This is a genomic window from Photorhabdus sp. CRCIA-P01 (genome assembly GCF_003545805.1).
GTDB lineage: Bacteria > Pseudomonadota > Gammaproteobacteria > Enterobacterales > Enterobacteriaceae > Photorhabdus > Photorhabdus antumapuensis.
On record NZ_NMQR01000010.1, the window covers coordinates 18,006 to 44,487 of the forward strand.

24 protein-coding genes and 1 pseudogene are annotated in these 26,482 nt (G+C 42.4%); 24 read left to right on the forward strand and 1 reads right to left on the reverse strand.

The features are described 5' to 3' along the window. Nucleotides 1-146 precede the first annotated feature (146 nt). On the reverse strand, nucleotides 147-455 hold the full coding sequence (locus tag D3222_RS08545; RefSeq protein WP_339367456.1) for an ABC-2 family transporter protein: 309 nt from the start codon (nucleotides 453-455) through the stop codon (nucleotides 147-149). 354 nt (nucleotides 456-809) lie between these two features. Here D3222_RS08545 and D3222_RS08550 point away from each other — a divergent pair, with 354 nt between their 5' ends. From D3222_RS08550 to D3222_RS08665, 24 genes and pseudogenes are all read left to right on the forward strand, one after another. Next, a complete protein-coding gene (locus D3222_RS08550) occupies nucleotides 810-1,724 on the forward strand; it encodes an Rpn family recombination-promoting nuclease/putative transposase (protein ID WP_118985777.1) in 915 nt (304 codons plus the stop codon). A gap of 118 nt (nucleotides 1,725-1,842) precedes the next feature. Beyond that, nucleotides 1,843-2,151, forward strand: a pseudogene (locus D3222_RS08555) (ISNCY family transposase); the annotation flags it as partial. A 425-nt stretch (nucleotides 2,152-2,576) separates the two neighbouring features. Next, complete coding sequence (locus tag D3222_RS08560) at nucleotides 2,577-3,026, forward strand: phage tail protein (RefSeq protein ID WP_118985778.1); 450 nt, start codon at nucleotides 2,577-2,579, stop codon at nucleotides 3,024-3,026. Between the two features lie 53 nt (nucleotides 3,027-3,079). Further along, on the forward strand, nucleotides 3,080-4,162 hold the full coding sequence (locus D3222_RS08565) for a phage tail sheath family protein (protein ID WP_118985779.1): 1,083 nt from the start codon (nucleotides 3,080-3,082) through the stop codon (nucleotides 4,160-4,162). Between the two features lie 11 nt (nucleotides 4,163-4,173). Next, nucleotides 4,174-5,634, forward strand: coding sequence for a phage tail sheath family protein (locus D3222_RS08570; RefSeq protein WP_118985780.1), 1,461 nt, complete (start codon nucleotides 4,174-4,176; stop codon nucleotides 5,632-5,634). 48 nt (nucleotides 5,635-5,682) lie between these two features. Further along, nucleotides 5,683-6,888, forward strand: a complete 1,206-nt coding sequence (locus D3222_RS08575; RefSeq protein ID WP_118985781.1) for a phage tail sheath C-terminal domain-containing protein — start codon at nucleotides 5,683-5,685, stop codon at nucleotides 6,886-6,888. A gap of 13 nt (nucleotides 6,889-6,901) precedes the next feature. After that, entirely contained in the window at nucleotides 6,902-7,360 is a 459-nt protein-coding gene (locus D3222_RS08580) for a phage tail protein (protein ID WP_112876577.1), read from the forward strand. Then, nucleotides 7,357-7,536, forward strand: coding sequence for a DUF5908 family protein (locus D3222_RS08585; protein ID WP_118985782.1), 180 nt, complete (start codon nucleotides 7,357-7,359; stop codon nucleotides 7,534-7,536). The genes D3222_RS08580 and D3222_RS08585 overlap by 4 nt, the downstream gene beginning before the upstream one ends. Further along, nucleotides 7,523-8,206, forward strand: coding sequence for a CIS tube protein (locus D3222_RS08590; protein ID WP_118985783.1), 684 nt, complete (start codon nucleotides 7,523-7,525; stop codon nucleotides 8,204-8,206). The genes D3222_RS08585 and D3222_RS08590 overlap by 14 nt, the downstream gene beginning before the upstream one ends. Then, a complete protein-coding gene (locus tag D3222_RS08595; RefSeq protein WP_118985784.1) occupies nucleotides 8,203-9,804 on the forward strand; it encodes a phage baseplate assembly protein V in 1,602 nt (533 codons plus the stop codon). Before D3222_RS08590 ends, D3222_RS08595 begins: the two co-directional genes overlap by 4 nt. A 12-nt stretch (nucleotides 9,805-9,816) precedes the next feature. Beyond that, entirely contained in the window at nucleotides 9,817-10,278 is a 462-nt protein-coding gene (locus tag D3222_RS08600) for a GPW/gp25 family protein (RefSeq protein WP_118985785.1), read from the forward strand. Next, entirely contained in the window at nucleotides 10,275-10,691 is a 417-nt protein-coding gene (locus D3222_RS08605; protein WP_118985786.1) for a hypothetical protein, read from the forward strand. The genes D3222_RS08600 and D3222_RS08605 overlap by 4 nt, the downstream gene beginning before the upstream one ends. A 43-nt stretch (nucleotides 10,692-10,734) precedes the next feature. Next, nucleotides 10,735-12,570, forward strand: coding sequence for a hypothetical protein (locus tag D3222_RS08610; RefSeq protein ID WP_118985787.1), 1,836 nt, complete (start codon nucleotides 10,735-10,737; stop codon nucleotides 12,568-12,570). Continuing rightward, a complete protein-coding gene (locus tag D3222_RS08615) occupies nucleotides 12,567-15,527 on the forward strand; it encodes a hypothetical protein (protein ID WP_118985788.1) in 2,961 nt (986 codons plus the stop codon). The genes D3222_RS08610 and D3222_RS08615 overlap by 4 nt, the downstream gene beginning before the upstream one ends. A 142-nt stretch (nucleotides 15,528-15,669) precedes the next feature. Next, nucleotides 15,670-16,887, forward strand: coding sequence for a tail fiber protein (locus D3222_RS08620; protein ID WP_118985789.1), 1,218 nt, complete (start codon nucleotides 15,670-15,672; stop codon nucleotides 16,885-16,887). Nucleotides 16,888-16,950: 63 nt separating this feature from the next. Beyond that, the gene (locus tag D3222_RS08625; RefSeq protein ID WP_118985790.1) at nucleotides 16,951-17,829 is read left to right on the forward strand and encodes a contractile injection system tape measure protein; all 879 of its coding nucleotides are present in this window, start codon (nucleotides 16,951-16,953) and stop codon (nucleotides 17,827-17,829) included. A gap of 9 nt (nucleotides 17,830-17,838) precedes the next feature. Then, complete coding sequence (locus tag D3222_RS08630) at nucleotides 17,839-19,917, forward strand: ATP-binding protein (protein WP_118985791.1); 2,079 nt, start codon at nucleotides 17,839-17,841, stop codon at nucleotides 19,915-19,917. 24 nt (nucleotides 19,918-19,941) lie between these two features. Further along, on the forward strand, nucleotides 19,942-20,844 hold the full coding sequence (locus D3222_RS08635) for a DUF4255 domain-containing protein (RefSeq protein WP_118985792.1): 903 nt from the start codon (nucleotides 19,942-19,944) through the stop codon (nucleotides 20,842-20,844). A 46-nt stretch (nucleotides 20,845-20,890) separates the two neighbouring features. Beyond that, complete coding sequence (locus D3222_RS08640) at nucleotides 20,891-21,847, forward strand: hypothetical protein (RefSeq protein WP_118985793.1); 957 nt, start codon at nucleotides 20,891-20,893, stop codon at nucleotides 21,845-21,847. A gap of 655 nt (nucleotides 21,848-22,502) precedes the next feature. Beyond that, a complete protein-coding gene (locus D3222_RS08645) occupies nucleotides 22,503-23,366 on the forward strand; it encodes a cytotoxic necrotizing factor Rho-activating domain-containing protein (RefSeq protein WP_118985794.1) in 864 nt (287 codons plus the stop codon). A 106-nt stretch (nucleotides 23,367-23,472) separates the two neighbouring features. Next, complete coding sequence (locus D3222_RS08650; RefSeq protein WP_118985795.1) at nucleotides 23,473-23,751, forward strand: type II toxin-antitoxin system TacA family antitoxin; 279 nt, start codon at nucleotides 23,473-23,475, stop codon at nucleotides 23,749-23,751. Next, nucleotides 23,748-24,272, forward strand: coding sequence for a GNAT family N-acetyltransferase (locus D3222_RS08655; protein ID WP_118985796.1), 525 nt, complete (start codon nucleotides 23,748-23,750; stop codon nucleotides 24,270-24,272). The genes D3222_RS08650 and D3222_RS08655 overlap by 4 nt, the downstream gene beginning before the upstream one ends. 650 nt (nucleotides 24,273-24,922) lie before the next feature. Next, nucleotides 24,923-25,372 (forward strand): phage tail protein, encoded by a 450-nt coding sequence (locus D3222_RS08660; RefSeq protein WP_088372255.1) that lies wholly within the window; start codon nucleotides 24,923-24,925, stop codon nucleotides 25,370-25,372. Between the two features lie 26 nt (nucleotides 25,373-25,398). Further along, the gene (locus D3222_RS08665; RefSeq protein ID WP_118985797.1) at nucleotides 25,399-26,481 is read left to right on the forward strand and encodes a phage tail sheath family protein; all 1,083 of its coding nucleotides are present in this window, start codon (nucleotides 25,399-25,401) and stop codon (nucleotides 26,479-26,481) included. Nucleotide 26,482 lies beyond the last annotated feature (1 nt).

Genomic DNA, 26,482 nt, shown 5'->3' on the forward strand with positions numbered 1-26,482 from the left:
AGAAGAATCCCATTAAAGCGTTTTACCTTTCAAACCACCGCGTGGTCTGTTTTACAAGAGATTGTGACGTAATCTCGATACGTTCTGGCTTATGATAGGGTTAAGAAAAAAAGCGAAATGAAAACCGACATTATCCCTAATTCCCATCAAATATTTCCAATTAACACCATAGCAGCAGGATTCGCAATTAATGCCAGAGGAATCATCATCTTAAAAATAAAACCGAACCTGCCATTAAAGATACCAATAGGAAAACGCGCAATAATAATATTATTTAAAAACAAGGAATCTCGGTATTCATTACCAGGCCCCCAAAACGAATTAGCAGTCCAAATAAACCAAATACTGTAGTACGTTATCATTCCAGTCAGCAACAGCAAAATGTACAGAAGTAAATTGATAAAATGAAAGCTCAATGAAGCAAAGGTTTTGTTGCTTCCTAAGTAACATTTCAAAATAATAGATCATCTGAAGGGAATTCAGTTAAATTTTTGCGTTCTGAACATCCAATATTAACGTAAATATAAGTAATCGATGTTTTGATAAAATGGTTATTATTATGCGAATGTAAGTTAAAAACTTACTTAAATAAATAACTTTCATTGAGTAGTTGTTGTAAATATAATGTTTCCTCGTTTTTTCTTTTCTGGTATTTGATTCTTTAGGCTCTTATATTAATGCATTCGGTAAAGATTTTCCTGAGAAAATCTGAAACAATGTTTTTTGTAACTTGGTTGCGGGTTTTCTAGAGATATTATAGCGTTGACAATGAGTGGCGATGACTAACTGATAAGATAGAGAAACGAATTGTGGCAAAGAAAGAAAAACAGCCTCACCATGACGCGTTATTCAAGCATTTTTTAACGCAGCCCGAAACGGCTAGGGAGTTTTTATCCCTTTATCTGCCCGAAGAGATCCAGTCGTTGTGTGATTTAGCCACATTGAAACTGGAGCCTGGCAGTTTTGTGGACCGGCATTTACGTCAACTGCACAGTGATGTGCTGTACTCGGTTGAAACAGTTCGAGGACAAGGCTATATCTATTGTCTGATTGAACATCAGTCCACTCCTGACCCATTGATGGCCTGGCGGCTGATGTATTATGCCATGTCAGCCATGGCGGCTCACCTGAAAAAAGGCCATATTGAACTCCCTTTGGTAGCGCCTCTGCTGTTTTATCATGGTGAGGTTCGTCCTTATCCTTACTCAAACCAGTGGCTGGATTGCTTTACGCTCCCTGAACAGGCTGCTCGCTTATACCGTCAGGCGTTTCCGTTGGTAGACGTCAGTATGCTCAGCGATGAAGAAATCCTGACACATAAAGGGGTTGCCTTGATGGAGTTGGTGCAAAAACACATCCGCTGCCGGGATATGCTGGAATGGGTCCCCCAATTGGTGGAACTCTTGAATGCAGGGTATAATACAGCCGAGCAGCGCAATGTGGTGTTACGCTATATTTTACTGAATGGACATACGCTGGATCTCTCCCAATTTGTCCATCAACTGATTGAACAATCTCCGGAGCATGAAACGATGTTGATGACTATTGCAGAACAGCTTGAACAAAAAGGGCTTGAGCAAGGCCGAGAGGAAGGTATTGAACTAGGCCGAGAGAAAGGTAAAGTGGAAACGGCTCAAGCCTTATTACGGCATGGCGTCAGCCTGGATATTATTGTCACCAGTACTGGACTGAGCCGGGATAAAATTGAAGCGTTAAAGCATTAAATTAATCTTCTCTTCATACAGCAAAATGCCGATATTCAAAATCGGCATTTTTTTTCTTATTCAAGGTGATGGCTACACAGGGGACTTTTACGTTTACCCGGCGAAGCTGAAACCGGTCAGACTGAAGCGACGATCTCCGGAGCATGAAACGATGTTGATGACTATTGCAGAACAGCTTGAACAAAAAGGGCTTAAGCGAGGCCGAACAGAAGGTAGAGAGGAAGGTATTGAGCAAGGCCGAGAGGAAGGCATTGAGCAAGGCCGAGAGGAAGGTATTGAGCAAGGCCGAGAGGAAGGTATTGAACTAGGCCGAGAGAAAGGTAAAGTGGAAACGGCTCAAGCCTTATTACGGCATGGCGTCAGCCTGGATATTATTGTCACCAGTACTGGACTGAGCCGGGATAAAATTGAAGCGTTAAAGCATTAAATTAATCTTCTCTTTTACAGTAAAATGCCGATATTCAAAATCGGCATTTTTGTTCTTATTTATACCTAATATATTTTTTGATCATAAATCAATCGATGAAACAGAAAATAATTCTCCATTCATAATTTCCCTACCCCTAAAACCAAATAAAATCGCGCCAATACCTAAAATGGTTAACCTCTGCCATACCAACTAATAATTACCCTTCATTATTAATTAATATTCCCTCTAAAGATTCATTACTTATAATCATGCCGCTTTATTAAAAATGAACTAAATAGTTATCAGGCAAATTTTACCAGTATGAATAATAACCTCTTTGTCAGGTTGCTGCGGTAGCTATACCCATAGATCAATGCTAGTAAAAACAAGGTGATAGCTGCTTTCTTGTCTCTTAAATATCAATAATTCACAAAGGAAAAATTATGTCTACAACTCCAGAACAAATCGCTGTTGAATATCCTATCCCTACTTACCGCTTCGTTGTCTCAATCGGTGATGAAAAAGTCCCCTTTAATAGCGTTTCCGGGCTCGATATTTCTCATGACGTTATCGAATATAAAGACGGTACAGGCAATTATTATAAAATGCCCGGCCAACGTCAGGCGATCAATATTACCCTGCGTAAAGGTGTCTTCTCCGGTGATACTAAACTTTTTGATTGGCTTAATTCCATCCAACTTAATCGGGTCGAGAAAAAAGATATTTCAATTAGCCTGACTAACGAAGCCGGCACTGAAATTTTAATGACCTGGAACGTGGCAAATGCCTTCCCAACCTCATTAACCGCTCCTGCTTTTGATGCCACCAGCAATGAAGTTGCTGTTCAGGAAATTAGCCTGACAGCAGATCGAGTCACCATTCAAGCGGCTTAAAACTCATTTATAAAGCTGTTTACTCAACATATTGCATAATAATTGGAGGCAACATGCCAACAGTACCAACCTATCCCGGCGTTTATATTGAAGAAGACGCTTCACCCGCCCTCTCTGTCCGCGCCAGTGCAACGGCAGTGCCTGTCTTTGCTGTTGCAAACGACAATGCATTAATATCAGATAAATCCTATATTCGTGTTAGTAATTGGATGAACTATTTGACACTAAAAAAAGGCGAGCTGTTTAATCCCAAGAATATCCTTGACGTTTCACTGCGTGCTTATTTTATTAACGGCGGTGGATATTGCTATCTCGTCAAAACTCAAGACTTAGAAACACAAGTGCCAAAACTTGATGATGTGACATTACTGGTTGCCGCCGGCGAAGAAATTAAAGATGCAGTAAGTACACTTTGTCAGCCGGGCAAAGGATTATTTGCTATTTTTGATGGCCCGCAAAATGATACCGATATAAAAGAACCAGAAAAAGTTCTCAAATCTTATTCCTCTACTCCTTACGGCGCAGTTTATTACCCCTGGCTGACCGCTAAATGGGGAGAAAATAAAGCCGCCATTGATATTCCACCCAGTGCCGTGATGGCCGGTATTTATGCCAGTGTCGATAACAATCGGGGTGTCTGGCAAGCACCCGCTAATGTGGCTATTCAAGGGGGATTGCAACCTAAATATCCGGTCACCGATGATCTGCAAACGCAATACAACCAAGGTAAAGCGCTAAATATGATCCGTACCTTTCCTAAGAGCGGTACGCTGGTTTGGGGTGCTCGAACACTTGAGGACAGCGATAACTGGCGCTATATCCCGGTCCGCCGCCTGTTTAACAGCGCAGAGCAAAATATTAAAAATGCCATGAGAGCGATGGTATTTGAACCCAATAGCCAACCGACCTGGAAAGCCGTCCACCGCACTATCGATAACTATCTTCATACCCTCTGGCAACAAGGCGGACTGATGGGCAATAAAGCTGAACAGGCTTACTTCGTTCAAATCGGTAAAGGCACCACCATGACCGATGACGATATCAATCAGGGCAAAATGATCGTCAAAGTGGGTCTGGCGGCGGTTCGTCCCGCCGAATTTATTATCTTGCAGTTTACGCAAAATATTGCTCAATAATGGGAGGCAGCATGCCAACAACACCAACTTATCCTGGCGTCTATATTGAAGAAGATGCATCACTGGCGCTTTCCGTTAGCCAAGGGAACACCGCAATCCCGGTTTTTATTGGCCGTTTCTCACCGAAAAAAACCAGCACAACACCACAAATAACACGCATGAGTAGCTGGTTGGATTTCACTAACCAGTTTCATGTGGGTTGTATTACGTCGGTAGCAGTTAAATCAACTGCCACTACACCTAATCCACCACCTTCCCCTCCCGTTTCCAAAAAAGGCGAAGGCGATACAGAAACCAAAAATAATACAAAAGCCAAAAACAATGTAGAAACCGAGAACAACGTAAAAACCAAAGATAAAGATAATGTAGAAACTTTTGCTGCCCAAAAGATTACGCTTGATACAGACGATAAAAATAACAGTCATTCTTACAATATAACTGCCGTCACCTATACAACCAGTAGTGATGCTTTAAAACTTTATTTCCAAAATGGTGGCGGACCTTGTTATATCCTGCCAATTGCTAACCCGGAAGATGCTAAAACTCTGGCATTAATCCCTGAGTTAATTGAGCAGGCGTTAGAAATTACCTTGATCGTCTGCCCTGAACAGGATTCTTCTTATCAGAGCACAATATATGGCAGCCTGACCCCTTTATTAACAGCAGGATATTTTCTTATCGCTGACAATCAGGATAAAGAAACCAAACTCAACATTAGCCCCCAATCACAAACCGCGACTTATTATCCCGCGGTTAAAGTCTCACAACTTATTCAGGTGGAAGAGAGTAGCATCACGGTGTCAGGTTATCAGGATGCAAAAGTTACCAATCTGGCGGAACTCAAAAAGCAAAACTTAAAACTCTATGAGCAAGTTATCGAGGAAATAAAACAAAAAATTACTGATAACAAAAACATCATTCCCGCCAGCGCAGTTATGGCAGGGGTCTATTGTGCCACCGATGCCAGCCGTGGCGTCTGGAAAGCGCCCGCTAACGTGGTGCTGAGCGGAATCAGTGATGTAGCGGATCGACTCAGCGAAGATCAGCAAGGCACCATGAATCAAAAAGGTATCAATGCTATTCGCTATTTCACCAACAAAGGTTTTGTCGTCTGGGGCACTCGCACTCTGCAAGATGATGACAACTGGCGCTACATTCCGGTTCGGCGTTTATTTAATGCGGCAGAACGGGATATCAAACAGGCAATGCGAATTGCCGTTTTTGAACCCAACAGCCAACCTACCTGGCAACGAGTCCGGTCAGCGATTGACAACTATCTCCATCAACTCTGGCAACAAGGTGCACTGGCCGGTAATAGCCCACAGGAAGCCTACTTTGTGCAAATTGGTCAAGGTCTCACCATGTCCGACACTGACATTAAACAAGGCAAAATGGTGGTCAAGGTTGGCATGGCGGCGGTCCGTCCGGCTGAATTTATTATCCTGCAATTTTCGCAAAATGTAACACAGTAACCCTACTGAGGCGTGGTTCGCCGCGCCTGTTCTATTGAGGAAACAAGAATGGAAATAACACAGCCCGGCGTCACCATCACGGAGAACCTGATATCTCAGAAACCAGATGAGGCATTTGTCGGTATACCCGTTTTTATCGGCTATACCCAACCTGCTGAAAATAACCATGCCAATGATAAAACCGCCATCAAACTCAATAGCCTGGCCGATTTTACCCTGTCATTTGGTGAATCAGGATTAACATACTATTCCGTGCGTCACTTTTTTGACAACGGCGGTCAGCAAGCCTATGTACTGTCGCTAGGATCTGATAAACCACGAGACGATTTTCAATCATTGACCACTACCCTACAACAAGATTGGGTTGAACAAGCGATCTCCGCACAGAGTGCTATCACGCTGATTGTGGTCCCCGATATTGTCTATCTGAATCAGATGAACAATCCTAATTCAGAAATCAATCAAAGCGATAAAGTTCAAGTCTGGCTACAGTTTTGGCAATCCGTACTTAACCTCTGCCAGTGCCGACGCGGTATCATGGGATTGCTGGATGCCCCCGATGATCCCGCACTGGCCGCTGAATGTTTAACGCAGTTCTCTTCCAACGATCGGCAGTGGGGAGCGGTATATTGGCCAAGAGTGAACAGTGCCTATCAGGAACAAAATCAGCCTGTTGTCCTTTCGCCGACTGCGGCGGTGGCCGCCATCATCCAGCGTAACGATAACCAAATGGCGGTCTGGCAGGCCCCCGCCAACGTCGCGTTAGCCAAGGTGATCAGCCCAATACGCTCTCACATTGAAGCCGATACCCTGTTTAATCGGGATAGCGCCTCGTTGAATCTGGTTCGCAGCTTCCCCGGCAAAGGGACAAGGATCTGGGGATGCCGCACGCTGGACAACACTCCCGGTTCCCCCTGGCGCTATATCCAGACGCGCCGTCTGGTTTCCTATATCGAAGCCCATATGACTCAACTGGGCCGGGCCTTTGTGTTTGAACCTAATAACGCCATCACCTGGATGAAGTTTAAAGGTCAGGCTTACAACTGGCTGCGTCAGTTATGGCTAAATGGCGGACTGCGCGGTACTCAGGAAGATCAGGCATTTGAGGTGTTACTGGGGGTTGACGAATCGATGAGCGAAGCGGATCTGCGGGCAGGGAAAATGATCATGAAGATCAGGTTGGCGCTGTTAATGCCGGCGGAATTTATCGAGTTGAATCTGACATTTGATACCCGTACCGGGATCACTCATTAAACAGGGGCAAAATATGAACAATTTATACACCCCGTCGGTGTCACACCGTTTTATCGCCAGTTTTCTGTTTAACAATATTCCTAGCCCTCTCGACATTGCTTTCCAACGGATATCGGGACTCAGCCGTGAACTGCAAACCACCCAACACAGCCAGGGCGGAGAAAATGCCAGAAACGTTTGGCTAGCCGAGAAGATCCAGCACGGTAGCTTGGTACTGGAACGCGGTGTTATGACCGTCACGCCGCTGACTTGGGTGTTTGATCGCGTCCTGCGCGGCGAGAAAGCAGTGTATGCCGATGTGGTCATCATGCTACTGAATGAACATTCAGTTCCCGTAGCCAGTTGGACATTAAGTAACGCTCTGCCGGTTCGCTGGTCCACCGGCGACCTTGATGCCAATAGCAATACGGTGCTGGTGAATGCGCTGGAATTACGTTATCAGGATATGCGCTGGTTAGGAGTGAAAGCATGACCGTCGAAATTAAGGAGTTGATTATTCAGGCTAAAGTCACCGATTCAGCGAGTCACCCGGTCGCGCCACCAACATTAGCGCAGCAAGCGCTGGATGACGCCCGCCTGATTGAGAAAGTGAAACAAGCAGTGTTAGACGCATTGCGTGAAACAGGAGGCCATTATGAGCTTAATTGAACGCAGCCTATCCAGACTCACCCTCACTGCCTTCAAGGACCGCGAGGGGAAAATCTCCGTCGGCAGCTTACAGGCAATGTATAACCCTGATGCCATCCAGCTCGATTATCAAACCCGTTATCAGCAAGATGAAAGCATTAACAGTACCAACCAAAGCAGCCGCTATGTGTTATCCCAACCGGCGGGTCTGTCATTAGTCCTGTTATTTGATGCCACCATGCCCGGCAATCACACCCCGGTAGAAACCCAACTGGCAACGCTAAAAGCCTTATGTGCCGTGGATGCCAGTACTCACGTTCCCCACTTTCTTAACATCAAATGGGGCAAAATGCGTTGGGAAAACAAAGGCTATTTTGCCTGCCGCGCCAGTGGCCTCAGCATTCATTACACCCTGTTCGACCGGGATGCCACACCGTTGCGGGCCAGCGCAACCCTATCTCTGGTGGCGGACGAAAGCTTGGTTATTCAAGCCACCGAGCAGCAATTAAAATCGCCCCCGGCGACTGCGGTTAACGTAACGGATATGCTCTCCCTGCCATTGATCGCCTTAGGCGCCGGAGCGTCTTTGGCGGGTGGGATTGATTATCTCTCGCTGGCCTGGCAAAACGGTCTGGATAATCTTGATGACTTTATCCCCGGACAAACGCTGCAAGCACAGGGGGAAGCATGAAGATACCGACGATAACGCTCAAAATCGGTGGCAAAGCCCTCAATCAATTTGCGGTTATCAGTCTGACCGTTAACCATCACATTAATGGCATTCCCTCGGCTAATATCACTTTGGGGATCGCCGGTGATACCAGCCATATTTTTGATGCCAAGGCACAAGCTGAACTGACAAGTTGCCGCCCCAGTCATGAACTGATTGTGCAAATCGAAAAAACCGTGGTGTTTAAAGGGATCATCGTTCGGCAAACATTGGGGCTTAAAGGTCAGGACAGCATCATTACTTTGACCGCCAAGCATGCGTTGCAAAAATTAACTCACAACTTCCACTCGCAACTGTTCAACAAACAGAGTGATGAGGCGATTATCAAGAAGTTGTTTAGCCAAGCGGGTATCCCTGTCACGATAAAACAAGCCCCTCAGCTTAAAACGGTGCATGAGCAAATGGTGCAGTTTCGCTGTAATGACTGGGCTTTGCTAAAAAACCGGCTGTTCGCAACCCATACTTGGTTATTGCCCGGCAACGATAGCGTGACACTGGTCACCCCGGAATCACTGAATCGGTCAACCGTACATACCCTCCACCAACGAGCTCGCCATCAGGATGCAGTGTTATTTGAGGCGAATTTGCAATGGGATAACCAACGCAGCCCCAAAACAGTGAATGTACAATCCTGGGATATCGCCCAACAAAAGCTATCTCCAACCCATCAGGTAACAAGCAGCGGCCTTGGTCGCAATCAACTCGCCACAGACAGCCTGACATTATTGACCAACCAACAATGGCAATGGGTTTTCAGCCATCCGTTGGACAATGAACAGGCCAAACAACTGGCTCAAGGCATCCTGAATAACCGCCGAAGTCATAACGTATCCGGTAATTTCGAGGTCGAAGGCGATAACCGTTATCAACCGGGGGATGTGCTGGCGTTAAACGGCTTTGGTCAAGGGATGGATGGTCAGGCGATTATCACCGGTGTCAGTCAGACCATCAATCAACGGCAAGGCTGGCGTACTCGGCTAACGCTGGGGCTATTACCGGAAACAGAGCAAGTTGTACCGCAGGCGAAAGAGTTGCATGTCGGGATCGTGGAAAAATATCAGCGAGATAGCCAGTCACTGGGACGCATTCCGGTCAAAATACCGGCTTTAAACTTAACCAATGGCACCCTTTTTGCCCGCTTGGGTAAACCTTACGCTAGTCATGAAAGCGGCTTCTGCTTCTACCCTGAACCGGGGGATGAGGTGATTATTGGCTTCTTTGAATGTGATCCCCGCTTCCCAGTGATATTAGGTTCCATGCACAATCCTAAAAACAAAGCACCGTTAGAACCGAGTGAAAAAAATCCGGTGAAAACCTTAGTGATTAAACAAGGGGAAAATCAGCAGGCATTAATCTTTAATAATAAAGATAAAACCCTCGCATTGAATAGCGGAAAACATACCTTATCTCTGCAACAGGATAAAGATATCACGCTTAATTCCGACAAGAATCTTATTACCAACGCTCAGGAAATTAAAATAGAGGCCAATAAATCTCTATCCGCCTCAGGGAAATCCGGGGTTGATATTAAAGGTGCGAAGATTAACTTAACCCAATAATAAGGTAATGAGATGACAAACAAAGTATTAACCAACAAAGTATTAACCAATATTTACGGTCGGGGTTGGGCCTTTCCACCACAATTTTCTATTAAAGATAGTGCGCATCCTGAAATACCCACCGGCATCACCATGGCGGAAGGGGCCGAAAACGTGCGCCAAAATATGAAAATTCTTTTTCTTACTGAACCCGGTGAACGAATTATGCGTGAGAATTATGGTTGCGGCCTGAGCGATTATCTGTTTGCCAATATCCGTGACGAAATGATGGCCGAAATTCACACTCGGATTGAAGAACGGGTATTACGTTATGAACCCCGCGCCGATATCGGCGAGATCCAAGTGAACCAGAGAACGGACGTGCCCAATACCCTGCATATTCAGGTCACTTATATCCTGAGAGGCAGCGAAATCAACCAGCAAATTGAAGGCGCCCTTGAAGTTAATGAAGGCCGGGTACAGGTGAGCCTATGAGCAAACAACTGGTGGTGGATGGCGACACTTTGCTGTTCGAGCCGTTATTTGGCAACCGGCAAGTCACCATTCTGGGGCCAGCAACCATCCGGGGCAGCGGACACGCCCAAATTCAGGGCAAAAAGATCGTCATCGTAGGTGATGAAAAAAAGGTGCAACTTCAAGCGCAATATATTACTCCGAGCCACCCGGTACCCGGCATGGGGATGGTCACCATTGCTCAATGGGATGCTAGCCAGCAGGTAAACTTCTGCCGTAGCCCAGTCACGGTGATTGTCGTCGGGCAACAATTTATCGCCCGTTTCACCCCGACACAGCCAGCCAATAATCCATCGAGTGGCCCGGATGTGACAGCACCCAGCATGGGCAAAGGCCGTTTTATCGCCAGTCAATATGCGGTCACTGCCGGATAAATAACGCCTTTAATCTTAACCTTTAAAAACAGGTGGTATAAATATGGGACAGGCCGAGTTAGATAATAAACTCTCTGCTATTGTGCCGGATACGGCGTTTAAACTTGATGAAAGAAGTACGCTGGATATTTTAAACTGGCTTAAAGCCTACGCTGAAAACATCCCTTTCGATCAAGACAAAAATCAGTTCTGGGACAATTTCTATTTTATTCAGGAAAATCATCCTCAACAATTAGCGGATATTTACCAAAACGCTAATAAAGCCGATGGCCTATTACCTGCCCATCAAGCTTTTATTTTGGCTTTTTTAACGTTATTAGAAACAACTAATCGATTATTAAATACCTTTCCGGCCCGGCACCGTAATCTTTATTACCGGGAATTATTAGGTCTAAAACCAAAAAGCGCTCAAGCGGATAGCGTTGCTTTAAGCATTACCTTAAATACAGATAATGCAGAATATCTTATCCCAAAAGGGACCCTGTTTGATGCCGGACAGAATAGCGCCGGAAATCCGTTACAATATGCATCAGATACCGATCTATTAGCGAATCAAGGAAAATTGACCGATCTGCGTTGGCATCGGAAAGATAACACCGACTGGAAATCGGCAATAATATTAAGCCACTCGGATAATATTAAATTACCTGAAAACGGTATTAAACTTTTTAGCGAAACATCCCATGATGTCAAAGTTCAATCTACCGCCATAAATTGGGGAGAAGCAAATATATCGTCACTCGCCAATAATACATTCTATTTAGGCTTTACCGATGTATTACCGGGGCAAACTTTATCTCTGTACTGGCAGTTAGACGGCTTTGAGCAATTCTCCATATCCTGGTTTTATCTTAATAAAGACAATACATGGCAGTCATTAACTCAACGGGTTCACGACCAAACTCGCAACCTATTTGATCGGGGAACTTTGCGAACGTTGTTACCACAAAACGCTTCAAATCAAACCTCTCTAATGCCAACAGATAAATACTGGCTAAAAGCTGAGATGGTACCAACGGTATCTGGTGAAAAACCGCCTAATTATCCAAGAATTAAAGGACTGTTGTATAACGCTATAACCGCTACTCTCATTAACGCGGAAACCATTGAGTCGGATCACTTGCTAAATGGATTAGCTGCCGGCAGCATTAAACAGCCGGTGAACTCATCCGTTGCAATCAATGAAATAACTCAACCCTGGGTATCCTGGAACGGTCGCCCGCCAGAAACCGAACCAGCCTTCCTGACACGGCTCCCGGCTCGGTTGTCTCACCGTAATCGGGCGCTGAGTTGGGGCAACATTGTCACCTTATTAAAAGAGCAATTTATCAGCCTGTTTGATGTCAAATACCCTTCTGCCAGTGAATTAACCAAAATTCCGGCACCGGAAAAACAGCAACTGATTGTGATCCCTGACAGCCGTTACAAAGATAACGATGATGCGCTGCGTCCAACGTTAAACCCCGCTCGGCTGGCAGAGATGGTCGAATGGATCAAACAACTCAGCAGCCCTTGGGCAATCATTGAGATCAGCAATCCCACTTACATTGACGTTAATGTGAACTACCAAGTGACCTTTATCGCAGGTATTAACCCCGACTACGGATATCATCAGCTACAACAAGAATTAAGCCGAAAATATATGCCGTGGGGCGAAAATGGCGCTATCAGCGTGACAGTCGGTAATCGCATTGATTACTACCAGTTGTTAGCCACGATCCAACAATCGCCTCTGGTAGAACGCGTCACCGACTTAAGCATAACCATCGCTAACCGAATCACAGGCGCCGTGGGTAAAAGTATCGAGGCCGCCGATAATGAAGTGCTGATTTTAGTCTGGCCAGAGCAGCGTCCCTCAAACCAAGGAGTTAACCAATGAGTCATCAGGATGCCCTGTTTCCCATCGTCAAAGACGATATTACCTTCGATGCCTTACTCACTCAGGCCAAAACGGTTATTGAACAACAATCCGGCCAATGCTGGAGCAATACCAGTGAAAGTGATCCCGGCATCACCTTATTGGAAGCCTGTTGTTATGGCGCCTCCGATCTGGCCTACCGCCACACATTACCATTGAGAGATCTGCTTACGCCAAGACCAGAGGACCAAACACTCGGCGACGGCATTTTTCCTCAAGAATTCGGTCCACAACAAACACTGACCTGTGGCCCCATCACTGCGGAAGATTATCGCCGGGCTTTGCTAGACCTGCACAGCAGTGACACAATTAATGACACCAATGAAGGTTATTTTTTCTTTAATGATGTCCAACTGATTTGTGAACCTGAAAACGAACGCTATGAATATTGGTATAACAAACAGAAACGTGAATATCGCTTTAAAAACTCCGGATCAGATAGCCAATTAGCTCTGAGAGGAAATTACTGGCTTTATTTACTCCCTAACCGGGAAACTGAAACTAATAAAACACTGGCTAAGAAGAGGCTGAAAACTTTCCTCAAAGACAATCGAAATCTAGGAGAATCCGTCAGTCATATTATCTGGCTGCAACCTACTGATCTCCCCTTACAGATTGATATTGAACTTGAAGAGAACGTCATCGATTTTGCCGATATTTTCGCCCAAGTTTATATGACGGCGGAACAGATGGTGCTGGCAAAACCCGAACGTTATACCACTCAAGTCATGAAAGATCAGGGTTACCATCATGAAGAGATATTTTCCGGCCCTTATTTACATCACGGTTGGATACCGACATTACCTCAAGCCAAAAATTACACCGGCGCTACGGTATTAAATCTCAGCCATCTGGTTAACCGATTATTAGCGATTAAAGGTATTCAGCGTGTAACCCGGCTGGCATTAGCTCATCACGACAAAACTATTACTCAATTGTCGGACGATAATTGGTCCTGGAAAATCACTCAGGGATATTACCCCAGATTATGGGGTAACGATCCACTGGCATTAATTACCTCAGCAAACAGCCCGCTTACCATTATTGCCAAAGGGGGCGTTAAAATTGCTGTTGCTAAACAAGATGTAGAGAAACAGCTTATTACAGAACCCCTGATTAATACACAGCCAGAATTACTGCACTGGGGGAAATATCGTAAAGTCCTGGATTATTACCCGGTAAGCAATAAATTACCGGCTTGCTATGGATTGCAGACCAGTAAACCTACGCCACAGCAAATGCAGTTACACCAATTTATGCTACCATTTGAACAAATGTTGGCTAACGGCTGCGCTGAACTGGCCCTATTACCGAAATTACTGGCCTTTAAACAACGGGGAGAAACAGTACATGGTGTGCAGTGGCCTTTTAAAACGGGTACAGTCAGCCATAGTGTTCATCAACAGATCATTCCTAAATTAACCGCCAAACTAAGCCACGATTCACAAATCTATATTAATGACCAAATTCAGAAATCAAACTATATAAAAGAGGCGACAATTCTGAATCATCTGTTGGGCTATTTTGGTGCTCAACTTGCCGCCAGACCACTCACATCAAACTCACTATTGGGTTTCCAAGACTTTCTGTCTACTCAGCAAGGTTATCTGGCTCAACAACCGGAACTCATCTATCAACGTAATAATATTCGGATTGATAAAGTGTCGGCACTCCAGAAACGAATCGCTGCCCGGTTAGGTTTGGGAGGAGAATGTTTCAGCGACACACCCGATCTGGCTCATCTGCCTTTCTATTTAATTGAGCATCGTCAGCTTTTACCGATAAAACCCGATGCGAAATTCGATGATAAACATAAACCTGACGATCTAAAGATAATTGAAGAGAATTCAGGCTCTAACAATCATCAACTCATCATCACCCAGCAAGGTATTGCGGGTCGGTTATTACAAGGTCAGGTAATTAATCTGATTATTATTGAAGGTGATAGAGAGTTTATATTACGGAGCCAAATGATCACCGAAGTGTCAGGAGATTCATTCTCTCTTAACACCCGTAACAGTAGCGATTTGGAACGCAATCTAGACAGAATAAGACTGAAATTTAATGATGGTAATCTGCGTTGGCAAAATAGCCCGGTGTGGTTGGAAGATATGGATTATCAATTGGTTTATGCCGATGCCACATATCAAAATACTACCGAAAATGAACGTTGGATTACTTCCAATGCTCAAAGCCCCTTCCCGGCCATGATTGAAGAAAATGACGAAATCACCCTGAAATATGTGATTACCCCCTCTGAGCCAGCCCTAAAAATATCACCTCGTACAGTGCTCGCTGAACCACCTGAATATGAACTCAAAGCACGGGTGGTTAAATTTGATCGTATTCAAGGCAAGATATTAATTAAACGCAACCAAGACTCACCGAATAAAAACTTTCCAAAAGAGGCCGAAGCATGGCGCTATCGCTGGTACTTCTCCAGTGAAAAATATGCTTTGGCCGACCGCTTTTCATTTGTGGTCAGCGTAATAGTGAATCGTCAGTTAATTGAGAATGATAAAGTTGACCCTTACAAATTGGAATCTTGGGTGAAAACAGAAATATTAGCTGAATTTCCTGCACATATTTCAATGATTATTCACTGGCTATCGCCGGAACATTTTAAAGATTTTGCCAGCAGCTATAAACGCTGGCAAAACAATGACGCCCCTTTAGGAGACGAAGCATACCATATTTTAGAAACCTTAACCTTGGGACGCCTACCTTCTGATGCAACCGGTATTGGTAATATGCGAATTGCCACTAAACAGCAACGTATTGAGGTAATTGGTAAGTCTGGAGATCAATGGAACGAGGAAGTCATAAAAAGTGATCAATTATTATATGTGCCTTATACTGGAGGAATAGCAAAACTAAATGCAATGATTAATAAAAATAACAGAAAAAATAGAAATTAATTTACCCCATATAAAAACAAATTAATATAGCATCACAAAAAATTTATTTTAATATTAAATATCTTTTCCTGTTTAATTATACAGAAACATCTACAAAATATTTAAATCAGAATAATCTAATATCATATATAAGGTGATGAAAATGGAAAAAAAGCCTAATCTATCCAATGTGGAAAATACCAAATCAAATAGCCCATCAGCAGATGATTTAAAAAGACGCTTTAAGGAAGGCAGTATTCCATTACAAACCGATTATGCCGACCTGATTAATATTGCTGACATTGGTCGCAGAGCTGTTGGTAAAGCTCCCGGTCAGACGGATAATCCAAATTCAGCCTTAGTGCTGAATAATGGTAGTGGATTAGCGGTAAAAGTTAACTCTAGCGGCGGCTTACAGGCGGATAAAAATGGCGTGAGTGTAAAAATCAGAAATAAAAGCTTATTAGCTGATAATAGCGGATTAGCAGTCAATAACGGCAGAGGATTGAGAATTAATAACGATAGACTTGAAGTCGATAATCATCACGGCATTGAAATAGTTAACGAAGGTGTAAAAGTTAAAGCCGGTAATGGTATTAAAGTAGACGATAGCGGTGTCAGTTTAAATATTGGGGAAACTAAAGATTCCCGTTATTCTTCATTAAGACTAAAAAATAATATTTTCTCTGTAGAACTTAATGATGGACTGGTTGACAAATCTGGTGGAATAACCGTTGGTCAGGGTGATGGCATTATTGTAGGTAACCAAACAGTATCAGTCAAAGCTGGTGATGGCATTAAGGTAGACAAAAGTGGGGTCAGCATTGATCTCAATAAAGTACTTCCCAAAGGAATGATTGTGATGTTCTCTGGTAGTAGTGTTCCTACAGGATGGGCACTGTGTGATGGTAATAGTGGTACACCAAATTTAATTGATCGGTTTATTCTAGGTGGGAATTTCTCTGGTATTAATGGAAAAAGTAATAACACAGTCTCAGGTTATAAAAATGAAAAATCATTTAATTTCTATTCTGAAATAGCCTCATTAAATATTCAAGGTTACACAAGTGGGTGCTCATTATCTATTAATCAAATACCTAACCATAACCACTTTAGTGGAATAGTTATGGATATAGATTACGCTAGTCAATACGGCAACATAACTACCGATTGGAGAGATTGGGCTGTACCCACTGCACAACATAACGATAAACGATATATTTATTATTCAAGCGGAATTCTGAATTCCAATGGAGAGATAGGAGAAAATAGTCCCGAAAAACACAATCATGAAATTAATTTGAGAAGTATAGGTGAACATAATCACAAAAATGAAATAACAGTTCCTTATTACATATTAGCCTTTATTATGAAACTTTAATTCTATTTCGCAAATACAATTTTAAATTACCTATTATTTACTCATTACCAAGGAAATATCAATATGACTTCGGAGCCAAATCTGTTAAATCGGATTACCATTACTATTGAGGCTAATAATCAACAGGTAGCTAAAAAAGTATTGCATGGCTCCGTGCTTAATCAGACCAATATACATAAAATACTTAATTCATACTTTGATGAATATAACATTCATCAGGATATCTCTTTAGAGGCATTAGCGCTAAATCTTGGTGAAATAAATTCCCATGATTTTAATTCATTGTTTCCTGCTCGCCTTAAGGAGGAGCTAAATAAAGCACTCAGCCAATATCAGATAAACGATCATAAAGAAGAAATTCTACTGAATAAATCAATATCCAGTCATTTTATCAATAAGCTATCTTTATCTGGCGATAATAATTTCATTAATGCAGAGAATTTCATTCACTCTTTATATCAACAAGATCCCCAATTAAATACACTGGAGGCAATAAGCAATAATAAAGAGATTAATAGACTTATTCATCAATTAGCACAGATAGAGAACCAATGGATATTGCTATTGGCAAAAAGCTGCCTATCTGAACACGGTATACAACGACTTTTGGCGATCAAGCAACCCACTTTATTGAATGCCATCAACCGCAGATTATCCGCAAGAGTAAATAAACCACTGCATCAGGAGGAGCTTGTCTCCTCCGCGCAATGGCTGGATACCGTTATTACTCAACTTCCCGGCTGGAAAAAATTAAGCCGTAATGACGTCCTCCAACTGTTCTTACAACGGCCGGGGGAATTACGGATCAATGATCAGGAAATTAAAATCATCATTCAGCAACAACCCTTTGATGCATTGCTGACTGAATGGCCGTGGCCATTAAATATCGCAAAATTTCCCTGGCTGGATCGCGCTTTATTAATCGACTGGCAAAACATTTAACAGGTTTATATGAACTCTTTACTTAAAAATAACCACCATATGGTGACAGAATTACGCTGGATTTATCCCCATCTGGAACGTATTGATCTGCGGTTACAGCATTACTATTACCAAAACAGAGAAAAATACAATTATTTACCAGAAAGCTTTCTACTTACCGAAGATGAATTAGAGCAGCATTTGGTAAAGCCACAAGGTACTCCTCATTGGATAACCAAACAGGATGATATTATTAATGTCCCTGAAATCGAAGGAAATCCCAATGCATTATCACGATTAGTCGAACGTTTTGAACTCACTGAATTTGAACGAGATGTTTTATTATTAGGTCTATTACCCCATTTCGATAACCGTTATCATGCATTATTTTCTGCTCTGCACGGTAACAGTAAAAAACAGTGGCCGAGTTTTGCTTTAGCTATTGAATTATTTAGCCAATGCCAAAGTGACCGACAATTACTACAAAACAGCTTTTTACCACAAACACCGTTAATCAATAACCAACTATTGCGGCTCAATAATCACGAAGAGTCTATTTGGCTACAAACCCAATTTCTAACTCATAGCGCTGTCTGGCATTGCTTATCAGGCCAACAAGTTATTTTACCGCCGTTGACAACCTGTGCTTATTGGCATGCTCCGGCCTCACATCTTTGGTATCCACAAACTCTTTGTCATTCACTTGAAAAGATATTATTCAATGAAATCGATGAAATACACCCGCTGGTCATACTCAGAGGAAAACCGGATAGCGCCAGAGAATTAGCTGTCAGTCATATTATGGCGTCTCATGATACTAATACCTTAACCCTGGATTTAGCTCGTCTGCCGGACGAAGAGAACACCGCAGCAATATCTAACTTGCTGATGGATGCAGTCCGGGAAGTCAGGTTACACGATGCCTGCTTATTAATCCGCAACTTCTCTTTACTGACAGAGGAAAAGAGAATATGGCACAACGAGTTATCTACATTATTGAACCAACCAACATTAAGGGTAATTTGTCTGGTAGAACCGAGTGACGCATTAATATGGATTAAACATCTGCCAATGGTGCAAATTGATATGCCCGCACTTACTCTGGCAGATAAGAAAACCATGTTGGAAGCAAGCTTACCGGATAATATCGCTCAGGAAATCAATATTACTCAGCTATGCCAACGTTTTTCATTTACCGCCGAAACATTACCGCTAATTCTTCAAGAAGCGAACCAATACCAAATCTTACGGCAACCGGCAGGCCAATTAACAGAAATCGATCTGCGTAAAGCATTGAGTTTCCGCGCTCAACAAAATTTCGGCAAATTAGCTCAACGAATAACCCCCAAACGTAGCTTTAATGATTTAGTCATTTCAGGCGCATTAGCGCAACAATTAAAAGAAATTATTGCTGCTATTCATTATCGTGACCAAATTCTGGCTACCGGCTTTCAGGAAAAAATGGGTTATGGCACCGGCATTAGCGCACTATTTTACGGAGAATCCGGTACCGGCAAAACCATGGCCGCAGAAGTGATTGCCGGGCATCTTAGTGTTGATCTGATTAAAGTCGATCTCTCTACCGTGGTGAATAAATATATTGGTGAAACGGAAAAAAATATCTCTCGCATTTTCGATTTAGCCGAAGCAGATTCCGGAGTGCTATTTTTCGATGAAGCGGATGCCCTATTTGGCAAACGCAGCGAAACCAAAGACGCCCAAGACAGACACGCTAATATTGAAGTTTCTTATTTATTGCAACGACTAGAAAATTATCCGGGATTGGTGATTTTAGCCACCAATAATCGTAGTCATTTAGACAGTGCGTTTAATCGTCGCTTCACCTTTATTACGCGTTTTACTTATCCTGATGAAACATTACGTAAAAAAATGTGGCAGGCCATTTGGCCGGAACAATTTACATTGTCTGATGAACTTGATCTTGAACATTTGGCTAAACGGGCTGATTTAACCGGTGCTAATATCAGAAATATTGCTTTATTAGCATCAATGTTAGCAAAAAATGATCACTGTGAACAAATCGAAAATAAACATGTAAATCGAGCCGTCACACTTGAATTAAATAAAACAGGCCGATTGGTTTTCTAAACATTTAACAAAATTGGAATAAACATGACAATCCTAATTGCTTCTGACAATGCGATTATTGAAGTAAATAACGCATTAAATACTATTTTATCCCGATATTTAAACAGTAACGGCAATAAGATTGATATCCGCTTTGATCTCCCCGAAATTAATGCCATTCAATCGGAACCCACAATAAGCGTATTTCTTTACGATATACATGAAGATCTGCAATTACGTTCCGCCGAACCAAGACGTTATAACCCGGCAACCAACATATTATTACCGGGATGGGTCAATATCAATTGTAATTATTTAATCACTTACTGGGAGGCTAATAACCCCTCAAGTGACAGCTCCAACCCAAACAGTCAGCCCAATAACCAAGCCACGCAAGTAATGACGCGAGTTTTAAATACATTAATTAACAACCGTCAATTAACCGGCATTCCCGGTGCCTATACCCGAATTATTCCACAACAGGAAAACTTAAACAGTCTGGGTAACTTTTGGCAAGCGCTCGGTAATCGCCCTCGCCTCTCCTTAATGTATTCAATTACCGTACCCATGAAACTGCAAAATATTAAGGACAATATGACACCGATTAGCCAAATCTCGACTTCCGTAGATCAAAAACCCAATCTGGATAATTCACAAATCAATCAAGCTCTGGCAAATAAATTATGCGCCAATTTAGGCGGCACAGAAGATATTCGTCTTGCACTGGCTAAAGTCAATCTGATTACTGAATTCGCTACAGTCAATAATGAAAGTCAGGAAAACAGAAGTGTGATTCTTGAAGCTTCTGGTGTTACCCATGCAGATTATTTACCTAAAATAAAGAATATTCTCTCAGAGTGGAAAAATAGTCAGGTAGCTGTTGTGAAGATAAACGGCATAGGTATTCTGATTGTTGAAGAAAATTCTGACAAATTAATTGGAGTTTAATTTTATTCCCATGTAAATCGCCAACCAAAAACTAACAGGTAATAATATGCCAAACAACAAATACAGTGAAGAAGTTAAACATTCAGGAAATAGAACGGGAAAACGCTCGATATATTCTAACGAATATAATACTATAAATAGCTGTTCATTGGGATTAGGATTAGATTTACAATTAGAGAAAAAATTAAGAACAGGAGATGAACGAAATATAAAAGGTGCACAACCTTTTATTACATCCCTCCCGGAGCAAAAACAATATAACACCAGCCCCATAGCAATGTCTGATATATTAAGTGAAAGCGCCGTGACTTCACAACCGATTATTACTGATTTAATTAATCCGCAAAAGATAAAAATGTCGGAAGGAGTAAAAGATATTTTAAATAACAAAGAAGGAGGCGGAGATCTGGTGTTCAAGGCACTACAAATTAAACCATCAGATGAAACCCTGCCATTCAACGCATTAAAAATTGTCGATACTTGGCAAAATGAAATACCGGATAAAGACATGTCCATTTTAGCTTATTGGGCACCACAAGGAGGATATGTTGATATCCCGGCACAACCCAATCTCAGTCGCCATCCACAGTATGTCTTTACTCCAGGCTTCAGTGGATGTTCATTTGTTGTCGATAAAATGCATAAAGATATTCTCCGGGTTCGGCACGTACAAGGTGGTCAAGAAGACGCTGAATATAATAACCAGAATATTGATCACGGAATGGGTATGATTGCAGCAATGGAATTCCGCGATTATGGATACCACGAGGCTGATGGCAAAGTTATGGAAAATACCTATGGTTTTGCATTCTTAAAATTTAACCCAGGGGAAAAACAATGGCAACTTCACTATCAGAAAATAGCCGCAGCCCCTAATATCATAAATATAAAACCTAAATCTAATCGGTGGTCATTCAGTAAGCCTTCAATTGAAGCCGACACCTTTATCTCTAAAGAGATGAAAGTTTCTGGGTATAATAGGAAGAATATCAATGATAATTAATTTATACCCTTCATCTTTCAAGCTGCTGCTTTGTTGGCTACTTTCACTCACCCCAGTCACATCGTTATCTATGCTCCTGGGGATTCGTTCACTTGCCGCCGCGCTGCAACTCGAAATCTATTAGGTATATATATTATTTATTCCTAATATATTTATCATTATAAAATTAACAGATAGCCCCCCCAATATTCTAAAGTCGTAAAAATAGAAAATAGTAAACTTGAAACAAGCATTCTAGATTCTAATAACTTACATGGAAAAACCGGGAGCTGTATTTGATAACATAGCCCCCGTTGTTTCCCACAATAATTAATTTTCAAATCAATCTATTTTATTATTTTTCTGATTAATCAGATAATTATTACATCAATATATTAATAGTAAAAACCAGACAAATCTGAAAATAAATCTCAATTAAATATCTATTATTCAACTTTATTATTAAATACATATAGTTAAATAAAAAAATAAAAACGGATAACATTATGTTGTAGTCTAAAACTATTGCATTAGAGAAACATCTATGAGAGTTTGTTTCTCAATCTAAAACAGATGCATTATTTAAATATTTATACTCGTAGTATCAGATCATCTGAATAATTATTTTCAGATAAATCTTAAACGTAAAAAATTTAATTATTTAGAGAATTTATCAATGTTCAAACACTCTACCGCGGATAAAGAACTTAATAAAGGGCATATTTCCCCGCTGAAGAAAAAAGGATTATTAGTGGGTAGCAATAATGCCCAAATCGACATACCGGTGATAGCGCATCGTTATGACAGCAATCAGCAGCTTGCTCAGGCGAGACCTTTGGGGAATAATGACATTGATCTGGAGGACCCTTTTCATGATGTTATTATGGGATTTAGTGGTGACCAGGTGACCTCATCAGAATCGGGTTCTGGAACAATAGGAAGACATTGGGGAAAAAATAGATTAGGCCGCAATATTACCGGTATTAATGTGGTTAATGGCGCATCGGGAACAGTGGGAATAAAAATTGCCTTGCGAGATATTCGGCCTGGGTATCCGGTTATTGTCACATCCGGGACGCTAAGCGGTTGTACTATGGTCTATGCCGTGAAGGATAATCATTTCTTTGCCTATCATACAGGCCAGAAACCGGGTGATGATGAATGGAAAACCGGCAACGATGGCGTTGTTACTACCGGTCAGAGTCATAAAGCCCTTTTATCGGATAGCAGACCGATTGCGATCAACCAACAGAATAACGATTTGGTGAATATTTTTGCAGAGTATGATCAGAGCGTTATTACCTATATGGGAAAACAGGCGGTTGTGATTGATAATACCGCAGAAAATGTCAGCGTTTTTAACTATGATGAAATCAAACCCGGAAGACCCGCTATCAGAGCCGGCTATAGCTATGCGCTGCTGGCTAATGATAACGGCAAGATAAGCGTCAAAGTATTATCGGAGGACGCTATCGTTTCACCAGGCAAAGAAGGTAATAGTATTAAAGTTATCAATTCACTCAAAAAACGGTTGTTATAGTCTGCCAGATGTGACATTCATCATGTACACTTTGAAAGTGTACTGATTGTTATATACCCACATCTAGTGTACTATTTTAATGCGTACAAAATGGAGAACTTCAATCATGCCTCAAATCCCAGTAGAAACCAATGACCGTATGTCGTTGCGTATTGCCTCTGAAGAAAAATCACTGTTGATGCGTGCAGCAGCCATACAACACACCAATCTGACCGAATTTGTGATCCGCAACGTCGTCTCGGCAGCGCGGAAGATTATCGATGAGCACGAACGACTTGAACTGACAGAGAAAGACAGTTTATATGTCCTGGACCTTTTGGATAATCCACCGGCTCCCAACAATAAGCTCATGGCTGTTGCCTTTGCTTTGCCGGAACTGCCATGACGTTACTATCTTGGCACGAAGAACCCATCAGCAAGCATCATGATCGTGCAGCCTTCGATTGTGGCGATGATTTGTTGAATCAGTTTTTATATCGCCATGCAAGGCAGAATCATGAGAAAGGTGGTGCAAAAACTTACCTTGCAGTAAGTGACTATAATCAAAAGATCCTTGGCTACTATTGTCTTAGTCCTGCATCTGTAGCCTATGAACGTACACCCGAAGTGATTAAACGCGGTCTGGCACGGCATGAAGTGCCTGTTTTTCGATTAGGGCGTCTGGCTGTAGATGTTTCAGCACAGGGGCAAGGACTTGGTGGGCAGTTATTACTTGCGGCAGGGCGACGCAGCCTGCTAGTTGCAGCTCAGGCAGGTGGGATTGCGTTGCTGATTGATGCTAAAAATGAGCGTGTCGCTAACTGGTATGCGGGATATAGTGCTGTTCCATTATTGGATGCTCCTTTATCACTGTTGCTGCCGTTTAAAACAATCCACGCAGCGCTGATGATAGCAGGGAAACTCTGAATGAATAAATCAAATACAATTGCCTCCAGACATCTTTGTTACATGGCGTCAATTGTACCAAAATGAAATAGTGATATACCCTATGGATTTCAAGATGCATCGCGACGGCAAGGGAGTGAATCCCCGGGAGCATAGCTAACGATGTGACCGGGGTGAGCGAGTGCAGCCAACAAAGAGGCAACTTGAAAGATAACGGGTATAACTTGAAAAACAAAACACAACCATCTGGCAATAAGCGATAGCATGGATTTGAAGTATTAATCCAGATTAAAGTTACGGGCGTTTTTATTTCCCTATTTATAGAAATCAATCAAGATATGCTGATGCATAAAATTATCAAAATCTACTATATCAATTAATAATCATTATTATTATTAATTGATAATCGCGCTTGGAAATTCCGTATCTATAATCATTTTGTTTCACGAAAAATGATTTAAATAATCGTCAAATAACTACCTGGCTCATTGAGGCTATTTTATTTGGCCTTTTTGTCATGAAGTTGAATAGGTTCCAAATCATTCTATATAAAAAATAACCTCTATAAATCAGGTTATTGCGGTAGCTATACCCAATCGTTAGATACTAAGGAAAACAACGTAATAGACGTTTTTCTTATATTTCAAATGTAAACAATCAAGGAAAAAATCATGGCTATAACTCCAGAACAAATTGCTGTTGACTATCCCATTCCTGCTTATCGGTTTGTTGTCTCTATTGGTGATGAGAAAATCCCTTTTAACAACGTTTCCGGACTCGATATCTCTCATGATGTCATCGAATATAAAGATGGTACCGGTAATTACTATAAAATGCCCGGCCAACGTCAATCGATCAATATTACCCTGCGTAAAGGCGTCTTCTCTGGCGACACTAAGCTTTTTGACTGGATTAATTCTATTCAACTTAATCAAGTTGAGAAAAAAGATATCGCAATTAGCCTGACCAACGAAGCCGGCACCGAAATTCTGATGACCTGGAATGTGACAAACGCCTTCCCAACGTCATTCACTTCCCCCTCTTTTGACGCCACCAGCAATGATATCGCTATTCAAGAAATCGCACTGGTCGCGGATCGGGTCACCATTCAAGCACCTTAATAGATCCACAATAACCTGGAGGCAATATGCCAGTAACCCCAACTTATCCCGGCGTTTATATTGAAGAGGACGCTTCACCCGCACTCTCTGTTCGTGCGGGTGCAACGGCAGTGCCTGTTTTTGCCGTCGCAAATAATCATTCATTAATATCAGGTAAGCCCTATATTCGCGTCAGTAGCTGGCTGGAATATTTGACACTCAAAGGTGGACAATTTAATCCTACCGATAAACTTGATATCGCACTGCGTGCCTATTTTATTAACGGCGGAGGATATGCTTATCTCGTCAAAACTCAAGATTTGGAACAGCAAGTTCCGGTACTTGATGATGTCACGCTATTGGTTGCCGCCGGAGAAGAGATCACAACCGCCGTCGGGACACTTTGTCAATTAGGCAAAGGATTATTTGCCATTTTTGATGGCCCCACAACCCAAATAACCTCAAGCCTACCACCAGACGATATTCTTAAATCTTATCCAGCAACCCAATATGGCGCGGTTTACTACCCCTGGCTGACCGCTGAATGGGGCGAAAAGAGAGCTTTGGTTGATATTCCACCCAGTGCCGTCATGGCCGGTATTTTTGCCAGTGTCGATAATAGCCGGGGCGTCTGGCAAGCTCCCGCCAACGTTCCTGTTCAGGGAGGATTACAACCTAAATATCCGATGACTGACGACCTACAAGGAAAATATAACCAGGGTAAGGCACTGAATATGATCCGCACCTTTCCTAAGAGCGGTACGTTGGTCTGGGGAGCCAGAACCCTTGAGGACAGCGATAACTGGCGTTATATCCCGGTTCGCCGCCTGTTTAACAGCGCGGAACGGGACATTAAAAATGCCATGAGTTTCGCGGTGTTTGAGCCTAACAGCCAACCCACCTGGCAAGCTGTACGCCGGGCCATTGATAACTATCTCCATTCCCTCTGGCAGCAAGGCGGATTGACCGGCGACAAAGCTGAACAGGCTTACTTTGTGCAAATCGGTAAAGGCGTCACCATGACCGATGACGATATCAAGCAGGGCAAAATGATCGTCAAAATCGGTATGGCCGCTGTCCGTCCAGCCGAATTCATTATCTTGCAGTTCACGCAGAATATCGCGCAATAAT